12 protein-coding genes and 1 pseudogene are annotated in these 8,361 nt (G+C 41.4%); 2 read left to right on the forward strand and 11 right to left on the reverse strand.

Features of this window, described 5'->3' with window-relative positions:
- The 7 genes from VNZ46_RS06770 to VNZ46_RS06800 all read right to left on the reverse strand — a co-directional run.
- The coding region (locus VNZ46_RS06770; protein WP_325559333.1) for a hypothetical protein at window positions 1-240 on the reverse strand (240 nt) is incomplete at its 3' end.
- Window positions 241-248: 8 nt separating this feature from the next.
- Complete coding sequence (locus VNZ46_RS06775) at window positions 249-659, reverse strand: cytochrome c maturation protein CcmE (protein WP_108555052.1); 411 nt, start codon at window positions 657-659, stop codon at window positions 249-251.
- Window positions 660-799: 140 nt separating this feature from the next.
- The gene (gene msrA, locus VNZ46_RS06780) at window positions 800-1,468 is read right to left on the reverse strand and encodes a peptide-methionine (S)-S-oxide reductase MsrA (RefSeq protein ID WP_325559334.1); all 669 of its coding nucleotides are present in this window, start codon (window positions 1,466-1,468) and stop codon (window positions 800-802) included.
- Between the two features lie 106 nt (window positions 1,469-1,574).
- Window positions 1,575-2,996: a Glu/Leu/Phe/Val family dehydrogenase gene (locus tag VNZ46_RS06785; RefSeq protein WP_133780208.1), complete on the reverse strand. Its 1,422-nt coding sequence runs from the start codon at window positions 2,994-2,996 to the stop codon at window positions 1,575-1,577.
- 149 nt (window positions 2,997-3,145) lie between these two features.
- Entirely contained in the window at window positions 3,146-3,364 is a 219-nt protein-coding gene (locus VNZ46_RS06790) for a CcmD family protein (RefSeq protein ID WP_325559335.1), read from the reverse strand.
- Between the two features lies 1 nt (window position 3,365).
- Window positions 3,366-4,025, reverse strand: a complete 660-nt coding sequence (ccsA, locus tag VNZ46_RS06795) for a cytochrome c biogenesis protein CcsA (protein WP_325559338.1) — start codon at window positions 4,023-4,025, stop codon at window positions 3,366-3,368.
- A 14-nt stretch (window positions 4,026-4,039) separates the two neighbouring features.
- Window positions 4,040-4,702 (reverse strand): heme exporter protein CcmB, encoded by a 663-nt coding sequence (locus VNZ46_RS06800; RefSeq protein WP_108555056.1) that lies wholly within the window; start codon window positions 4,700-4,702, stop codon window positions 4,040-4,042.
- Between the two features lie 120 nt (window positions 4,703-4,822).
- Here VNZ46_RS06800 and VNZ46_RS06805 point away from each other — a divergent pair, with 120 nt between their 5' ends.
- Window positions 4,823-5,338 (forward strand): DUF421 domain-containing protein, encoded by a 516-nt coding sequence (locus tag VNZ46_RS06805; protein WP_108555068.1) that lies wholly within the window; start codon window positions 4,823-4,825, stop codon window positions 5,336-5,338.
- Between the two features lie 9 nt (window positions 5,339-5,347).
- On the opposite strand, the gene VNZ46_RS06810 is transcribed toward VNZ46_RS06805, so the two are convergent.
- The 4 genes from VNZ46_RS06810 to VNZ46_RS06825 are packed head-to-tail and all read right to left on the reverse strand — an operon-like array spanning window position 5,348 to window position 7,689.
- Window positions 5,348-5,758, reverse strand: a complete 411-nt coding sequence (locus tag VNZ46_RS06810; RefSeq protein WP_325559336.1) for a hypothetical protein — start codon at window positions 5,756-5,758, stop codon at window positions 5,348-5,350.
- A gap of 2 nt (window positions 5,759-5,760) precedes the next feature.
- Window positions 5,761-6,093 carry a gliding motility protein GldC gene (gldC, locus tag VNZ46_RS06815; protein ID WP_108555058.1) on the reverse strand — a complete coding sequence of 111 codons (333 nt, stop codon included), beginning with the start codon at window positions 6,091-6,093 and terminating at the stop codon, window positions 5,761-5,763.
- Window position 6,094: 1 nt separating this feature from the next.
- A complete protein-coding gene (locus tag VNZ46_RS06820) occupies window positions 6,095-6,403 on the reverse strand; it encodes a hypothetical protein (protein ID WP_325559337.1) in 309 nt (102 codons plus the stop codon).
- Window positions 6,376-7,689: a DEAD/DEAH box helicase gene (locus VNZ46_RS06825; protein WP_133780203.1), complete on the reverse strand. Its 1,314-nt coding sequence runs from the start codon at window positions 7,687-7,689 to the stop codon at window positions 6,376-6,378. The genes VNZ46_RS06820 and VNZ46_RS06825 overlap by 28 nt, the downstream gene beginning before the upstream one ends.
- 106 nt (window positions 7,690-7,795) lie before the next feature.
- Here VNZ46_RS06825 and VNZ46_RS06830 point away from each other — a divergent pair.
- Window positions 7,796-8,361, forward strand: a pseudogene (locus VNZ46_RS06830) (dihydroorotase); the annotation flags it as partial.

An 8,361-nucleotide genomic window follows, 5' to 3' on the forward strand; every position in this document is an offset into this window, starting at 1 on the left:
ATTAAAATGGTTCAGGATCAGGTAGAACAATGTTGAACCTATACCGATAACACTTAGCCAGTTGATGAAGAATGCAATCCTTCCTAAACGTTGCCAGGATTTTTGCTCTTCCGGTTCTTTATTTTTTACGGCGAAGAAATAAGATAATGCTGAAAGCAAAGAAGCTGAAAACGCCAGAACAATAAGAAATTGCCCGATCTTGCCGGGAAGGAGGTTTTCTCCAACAAATTGTATATCCATTAAATGTGTTAGTTGTATTGTTTTACTTGTCCGTCCTGCTTCACTTCCACAAGGTTATCATTGTATTTGGAAGGACATTTCATCAATATTTTAGAAGCGTAAAAAGTATCGTTCTTCATTTCCCCGATGAGGACAAGTTTTTCTGATCTTTCGAAATCCTGGGGTTTGGCGCCGTTATATACTACTTTATTCACCTGTCCTTTAGAATCTTTCATATAAAAAGCAAAATGATTGGCATCTTTTTGTGCATCATAATACATGCCTTTGTTTTTTTCCCAGTAGCCCATTACATGGAATTCTCTGGCATCTTTAGCGGCTTCTGTAAAGGTGGAATAATTACTGGTGTCAGCATTTAAGCTCACCAAAAACCCCACACAAATTGCGATTGTGATTAAGCCTATAATTGCACTTTTTCTCATGGATACTTACCTGTTAAAAGAATAACCACAAATATAAAAAATATACCCGCCTAATTACTTTGGAAAGCCCTCTATTCCAATTGATGACATTTTATTGATAGTTCTCTGACAAAAAGTAAACAATAAAAAACAGAGTCGCTTTAATGAAGGTATTCCGGCCGGACCAGAGCGGACACATGACTTCTCATTTTTAAGACTTTAGGTTTAGAAACACGGCGGATATAAGGCTCCCAGGAATGTATTCTGTAATAATCCTGGTGCCCCGTTTCTGCTGGATAAAATACTTCAAATGGCTTTAATTCGGTAAGCAATGGATCTGCATACGAATGGTTATGCTCTATCTTATCCATCACAGCCCTGACGATCTTGTATTCTTGCGGGGAACGGTAAAAGACAATGGACCGATAATCTGAGCCCAGATCGGGTCCCTGACCGTCGATCTGGGTTGGATCATGGGCGTAAAAAAAAGCCGAAACCAATTGCTCATAACTAATTACAGCCGGATCGTAATAGACCTGTACGCTTTCTGCATGACCGGTGTTTTTTGCAGAGACGGCCGTATAATCAGGGTTTTTAGTCCAGCCACCGGCGTATCCGCTAATCACTTTACGTACGCCTTTGAGTTCCAGCATACACTCCTGCATTGCCCAAAAACAACCTCCGGCAAAATTGGCTACCTTTTCATTTTTCTGAGGTGCCGGAAGGACGGTAAACCCGTTGCGGCTTTCCAGATCTTGTTTAACTGAAGTGCAGCCCACAAAAAAAAGCAAGCCAACTATCACAAAACGGAGGTGCGATCTCATCATCATCTTTCTTAAATATACGAAAGCGAAGAGAGAAAGATCTTCATTCCTCTGTAATAAAAAAGCCACAACGAAGTTCCGTTGCGGCTTTTCCTATTGGTTCAAGACCCGATTATGGCCAGATACCCAGATTCATATAAGAAACAGCAATTTTGTCGATTGAACCAACAAAAGCAGCTGTTCTTAAGGTTTGAACACCTGGTTTGATCATTAAAGTCTCTCTGATCTCATGGTAAGAATGGATCATGGTATCTTCCAAACCTGAGTTCACCAGTTCCAACTCAGAAGCACCTTTAACCAGCATAGAACGATGTTCCGCAGGGATGCTTTTTCCGGTTAATGTTTCCAGTGTATTGATCAGGTTGGCATTGGAATTTTCTGCATAACGATTTTCCATACGTCCAAAAGCGACGTGAGAAAGGTTTTTCAACCATTCAAAGTAAGATACAGTTACACCACCAGCGTTGCAATACATATCTGGAATAATGATACCGCCCATTTCAGTAAAAATGGCTTCTGCTTCCGGAGTAGTTGGTCCGTTTGCGCCTTCAGCAATGATTTTAGCTTTGATATTTCTGATATTTTCTTCTGTGATCTGGTTTTCTAAAGCAGCAGGCACTAAAATATCACAAGGTTGTTCTAAGCCTTCCATTGAATTTTTAAATTCTTTGGCACCAGGGAAACCAAGGATGGATCCTGTCAGCTTACGATGTGCAAATACTTCGTCAATGTTTATTCCATTTTCGTTGTAGATGGCACCTTCGAATTCACAAAGTCCAACGATGGTTGCACCGAATTCTGCAAGAAATTTACCTGAATGGTAACCTACGTTACCTAAACCCTGAATAATTACTTTTTTATCGCCTAAGCCTGCTTTCAGACCGATTTTCTTCATGTCTTCAGCTACACTTACGCATTCTCTTACGGCATAAGCTACACCACGGCCGGTGGCCTCTTTACGGCCTCTTATTCCGTGTAAGGCTATAGGCTTACCGGTAACGCAACCCAGGGCATCCAGCTGTCCAGGGTTCATGGTCATATAGGTATCTGCAATCCAGCTCATTTCGCGCTCACCGGATCCATAATCAGGAGCAGGAACATCAATACCAGGACCGATAAAGTTCTTTTTAATTAATTCTGTAGTATAACGACGGGTAATGTTCTCCAGTTCCCCTGTAGTGTAGTTTTTAGGGTTAATTTTGATCCCTCCTTTTGCGCCTCCAAAAGGTACGTTAACGATGGCGCATTTGTAGGTCATTAAAGCCGCCAGTGCCATTACCTCATCCTCGTTTACCATATCACTGTAACGGATACCACCTTTGGTTGGGCTCATATGGTGAGAGTGCTCTACACGCCAGGCGTCAATAACTTCAAATCCGTTTCCTCTGCGAATTGGAAACTGGAAACGATACACACTGTTACAAGCTTTGATTTGGGTAAGTAAACCTTCCGGATGGGAGGTGAATTGCGCGGCACTGTCAAAATTTTTACAAACATCTGTAAAAAAATTGGTCTCGTTTGCTGTATTAGCCATTATTTGTTTTTTATGAATTTGAAATAAGTTCTTATTCTTTGGTGCAAAATTGCATTAAAAAAAGTGATTAATGCAAATAAAAAACCACTTAGTGTATGCACAACACCACAGCTAAAATGCAGCAAAAACTGGCATTAAACAGTTTAAAATTAGTTTTTACCCGAAGATTTTTTTTCAATTTTTTTTAATCTGCGATCCAGCGAAAACAGATAAAACAAGAGTCCAGCAAGGATAATCACGATACAGAGCACGACAACGTATATTTTTCCATTGCTCCGCAGCATATCAGCCATCTCTACACTATCTGTCTGAGCAAACAGCTGCACCGAACTGAACAAAAGGGCTAAAGCCACTATAAACTTCTTCATGTTATGAATTTTGTTGGTTTTCTATGGAACGGATTCTGAAACGGATGGTATAAATCCAGTAAGCGATGATAGACCAGCCAATAAAGGCAGGATACAACACCATCCGCATTCTTTCATCCAGATCATACTTGTTAAATCCCGGATTTCCGCCATTACCCGGATGCAGGGAATCTGATAGCCTTGGCAGAACCAGGATCAGAACAATCATCATTGGAAAAGCGAAAATATTGTAAATAGCGGAGATCTTTGCTCTTTTTTGCTGCTCATCAATCGCATTCCTTAAAATCAGATAGGCAAAATACAAGAGGATGGCCACAGCAGTAAAATTCTGTTTAACGTCAAAACTCCAGTACTGGCCCCAGGTATATTTGGCCCAAAGAGAGCCGGTTACCAATCCAAGTAAACTGAAAACGACACCGACATTAACACTCTCTACCGCCCGCAGGTCATCTGCCTGGTCGCCGGTCAGCAAATGTTTGATGCTATAAAAAACGGAGATAGAAAAAAGCGTCAGCATGGCAAACCACATAGGCACATGAAAATAGAGGTTCCTGATGGTCTCATTTAAAATCGGCAGATGGGGGACACCCAGCAGCAAACCGGCCACTGTTGTATATATAACAATTACAGATCCTAAGATCTTCCACCAGCTTTTGTACATAAATCCGTTCATATTTAATCGCGCCAAAGGTAAGGAAATAACAATAAAGATGCACAAATGGCCATTACATTAATCATCAGCAAGATGCCGATCTCATCCAGGCTCACGCTCCTGTCCAGCCCGTCAATGGCATTCTTTGCCAGCCGGATCAACACAATAAGTACAGGAATGATGACGGGAAAACTCAGGATAGCCATTAGCATTCCACCATTACCAGCCTTACTCGCAATAGCCGAAACCATAGTAAAAATGGTAGAAAAACTTAAACTTCCCAATACAACAGCCACATAGAACATCAAAAAGTCAACAGGTACATAGCTAAAAACGGTGGTATACACAGCCAGTGCTATGGTGGTCAATACCAGCATCAGCAAGATATTATAAATCGTTTTGGCCAGGATAATAGCTATAGGGCTGGCCACTATATAGCTGTACAGCTGCTGCCCCTTGGTTTCCTGTAAGAACCCTTTGGAAACACCGTTAATAGAAGAAAAAAGGATAATGATCCAAAATAAGGCATTCCAGGTAATTTTGTTGTCGATGGTAATAAAAGACAGAAAACATACAAATACCGAAGAGACTACATACAATAAAACACCATTTATGGCATATTTTGATCGCCACTCCAGCAGTATTTCTTTTTTAATGAGGTATTTTACCTGGTTTAATAAATGCATCTTGGGGCAAAGATAATTTTTAATCACTTATTTTTAATTGATTAGCGTCGTTTGTAATTTAAATATCAATAATATTGTATTACCATGATAAAATATGGCAGCGTACAAAAACATGAAGCGATGAACCCTTATTTAGATATTGCACTGCGAAGCCTGGCTGTATATGCATTTATGCTGGTGGCCATCCGTCTGACGGGAAAGAAAGAACTTTCGCAACTAAATACTACTGATGTAGTACTGATCCTTTTGATTAGTAATGCGGTTCAAAATGCAATGGTCGGGTCAGATTCAAGCTTACTGGGAGGTCTTTGTGCCGCTGCGGTATTGTTCCTGCTCAACTATATTTTAAAGAAGTTCATGTTCAAAAACAAACGCCTTCGTGATCTGGTCCTGCAAAAACCAGAGATCCTGATCCACGATGGGAAATTAGATTTTGACAAGTTAAGTGCACTGGACATTACCAACGAAGAATTACAGGAAGCCTGCCGGGAACATGGAGTAGACCGTTACAGAGATGTTAAACTGGCTATCCTGGAGGCAGACGGTAATATCAGCATCATCAGTGGAGAAGGCTCACTAAAACACACACAGTATAAAAGAAAGAAAAAGAGAAAAGCTCTGGGCGGCTTAAATTAGAAACAGGCGCTAGATTACTGGCGCCTGTTCTGTTTGAAATATTTTAGGTTTCCTGACGCTGATCAGGCATAAGGTACCCGTAAAAATAACGAGCCATCCCCATTTGTATTTGACCATACCGGCCGCAAAGTTGATGACCTTTTTGAAATGCACAAAGCTGAAATAATCATGAGACTTAAAATACACCCCCGCCAGGGTAATGAGCACCAGCCCGATACCAGCCCATCCGGCAAAACGGATCAGCCCTGCTTTCTGGAGTAAAGCCCCAATCAACGCTATGGTAACCAGGCAATAGAATACTGTAGCCAGCGTCTGATCAATATCAAAATAGTTCCAGTTGCCCATGATGGGCACCCTGATTAACGGGCATAGCCCACCAGCAGCCATGATTACTGCACCTAAAATTCCCTGGATCCTCATTTTTATTGTTGTGTAATCCCCATTTTATCTGCGAAATGTGCACAGTAATCACGCAGGTCTTCTACAATTAATTTCTCACCGGTCGCTTTCAGAAAGCTATCTCCCATGGTTTGCAGTGTTTCATAAAAAAATCTTTTCATTTCATCTACCGGCATATCCTTTGTCCAGAGATCAATCCTCAAAGAGTTTTTGTAATTGTGGTCCCACAGGGCAAGCATCATAGATTTTACCGCAACCTGCTCTTTAGTTTCTGAATCGGTTGATTCCCACAACAGGTTTTCGGGTACGTTATTATCATCCAGTTCTACGGTGATTTTTATTTCAGCTTTCTTCATTTTAAAATATGATGGTTTTTATAATAAGTATCAAAACTAGGGTAAACAAGATTAAGGTACACTCTACCACCCACAGCTTTTTCAGTGAGGGAATAGCTTTCCGGAAGATCAGATCTGAAATGATGGCCACCAGGCAGGCAAATAAACAAAGTACAGCAAATAGCCAGTTCACCTTCTTTTCGATCCCTGCTCCTGAGCTATCTCCTGTCAGAAAAAAATAAGCAGCAACCAGACTTCCTGCAGCAAGGATATTCAGCGGCGTAAGTCTGATGGCAGATTGCTTTACTTTTTGAACTTCTTTTTCTTCCATGGAGGTGTCCTGTCGTTTTTCTTTCCGGCCGGTGGAAATGTTTTCTTCTTTTCATGGAATGCACCTTTAAAATCTGGGTCATCCTTTCTCTTTTGAAGATCTATTTCCTTTGCAATGGCTTGTCTTTCGTCGTATGGTGTTTCTTCCACAAAAACTTCAGGCGGCAAAGCTACAACAGGAATTTGTTGTCTGATCAATTTTTCTATCTTCCGGATGTAATATTTTTCAGCTTCTGTACAAAAAGTGAGTGCCTCACCTGTTGCGAAGGCTCTTCCTGTACGTCCGATACGGTGTACATAATCTTCGATAATAATAGGCACATCAAAATTGATTACATGGCTCACCTCACTGACATCAATTCCACGCGAGGCTACATCGGTAGCTACCAGCACACGAATATTTCCTTCCTTGAAACTATTGATAGAGTTAATCCGCGTATTTTGTCCTTTGTTGGCATGGATTACCCGAACCGCTTCCGGTCCGAACCTACGCTCAATAAAACTGAAAATATTATCGGCTACGGTTTTAGTTTTACAGAAGATGATCAGCCTTTTGACTTCTTCATCATTTTTAAGCAGGAACTGCAGCAGGTTGATCTTGGTTTTAAAATTGGGCACTTCATACAGAGACTGCGTTACCGTTGAAGCCGGTGTAGCTTGGGCCGAAGCTTCAATAATGGTGGGGTGTTTCAGAAAATCTCCTGCAATTTTCTGCACCAGGTCACTCATGGTAGCCGAGAACAGCAAATTCTGTCTTCTGCGGGGCACCACTTCCAATATCCGGTGAATGGAACCAATAAAGCCCATATCCATCATTTTATCAGCTTCATCCAACACTAAGAATTTCAGGTATTGGGTATTGATATGTCCGGCCAGATAAAGATCTAAAAATCTTCCCGGTGTGGCAATGATCAAATCGGCACCTCCCTTGAGCTTCTCTATCTGAGTTTTAGGGCCTATTCCGCCAAAGATCACCACAGAGCGGAGATCCGTATATTTAGAAAACAGCTGTACCTGTTCTGCAATCTGCATAGCCAGTTCCCTGGTTGGAGCAAGAATTAAAGCCCTTGCGGAATCGCCCTGTGCATATTTTAACTGCATAAGCATAGGTAAAACATAGGCAGCAGTTTTTCCGGTTCCTGTTTCGGCAATTCCAAAAATATCCTGTCCGGAGAGTACCGGAGCAATGGCTTTTTCTTGTATTGGGGTAGCAACAGTAAACCCCGCGTCCTCTACGGCGTTTAGGATCTGTCGGTTGAGGTTAAACTCTTCGAATTTTTTGGGCATTTTGCAAAAATAGTCAAAATTTATTTAGTGGCCGATAAAACCGTATACTCATCATCAGTCTGAATTTATAGAAATGATTTTAATTTTTTTCCTAATTTTGAAACCTATGAATACCATTCTGATAAAAGCTGCTTCTTTGGTCAATGAAGGCCAGATATTTATTGCCGATGTCCTGATCAAAGACGGATTTATTGAAAAGATCGCCCCTTCGATCAGCCAGAGGGCTGATCTGGAGATCAATGCCGAAGGGCTACATTTGTTTCCTGGAATGATTGATGACCAGGTACATTTCAGGGAACCCGGATTGACGCATAAAGCAGATATCTTCTCTGAAAGTATGGCCGCCGTAGCGGGTGGGATCACTTCATTTATGGAGATGCCCAACACTGTTCCAAATACATTAACCCAGGAGCTGTTGCAGGACAAGTACAAAATTGCATCTGATGTATCACTGGCCAATTACTCTTTCTTTATGGGGGCATCTAATGATAACCTGGAAGAAGTACTTAAAACAGATCCTAAGAATGTATGCGGCATTAAGGTATTCATGGGCTCTTCAACCGGCAATATGCTGGTCGACAATGCAAAAGTTTTAGAGAACCTGTTTAAAGAGGCGCCTATGCTGATTGCCACACATTGTGAAGATGAGCAGACCATACGCCGCAACATGGC

It is taken from the genome of Pedobacter sp. (assembly GCF_035566355.1).
GTDB lineage: Bacteria > Bacteroidota > Bacteroidia > Sphingobacteriales > Sphingobacteriaceae > Pedobacter.

Excerpts from the sequence above, each read along its gene's own strand:
- VNZ46_RS06775 (WP_108555052.1), bottom strand. The coding sequence starts at position 659 with ATGAGAAAAAGTGCAATTATAGGCTTAATCACAATCGCAATTTGTGTG.
- msrA (WP_325559334.1), bottom strand. The coding sequence starts at position 1,468 with ATGATGATGAGATCGCACCTCCGTTTTGTGATAGTTGGCTTGCTTTTT.
- VNZ46_RS06785 (WP_133780208.1), bottom strand. The coding sequence starts at position 2,996 with ATGGCTAATACAGCAAACGAGACCAATTTTTTTACAGATGTTTGTAAA.
- VNZ46_RS06790 (WP_325559335.1), bottom strand. The coding sequence starts at position 3,364 with ATGAAGAAGTTTATAGTGGCTTTAGCCCTTTTGTTCAGTTCGGTGCAG.
- ccsA (WP_325559338.1), bottom strand. The coding sequence starts at position 4,025 with ATGTACAAAAGCTGGTGGAAGATCTTAGGATCTGTAATTGTTATATAT.
- VNZ46_RS06800 (WP_108555056.1), bottom strand. The coding sequence starts at position 4,702 with ATGCATTTATTAAACCAGGTAAAATACCTCATTAAAAAAGAAATACTG.
- VNZ46_RS06805 (WP_108555068.1), top strand. The coding sequence starts at position 4,823 with ATGAACCCTTATTTAGATATTGCACTGCGAAGCCTGGCTGTATATGCA.
- VNZ46_RS06810 (WP_325559336.1), bottom strand. The coding sequence starts at position 5,758 with ATGAGGATCCAGGGAATTTTAGGTGCAGTAATCATGGCTGCTGGTGGG.
- gldC (WP_108555058.1), bottom strand. The coding sequence starts at position 6,093 with ATGAAGAAAGCTGAAATAAAAATCACCGTAGAACTGGATGATAATAAC.
- VNZ46_RS06820 (WP_325559337.1), bottom strand. The coding sequence starts at position 6,403 with ATGGAAGAAAAAGAAGTTCAAAAAGTAAAGCAATCTGCCATCAGACTT.
- VNZ46_RS06825 (WP_133780203.1), bottom strand. The coding sequence starts at position 7,689 with ATGCCCAAAAAATTCGAAGAGTTTAACCTCAACCGACAGATCCTAAAC.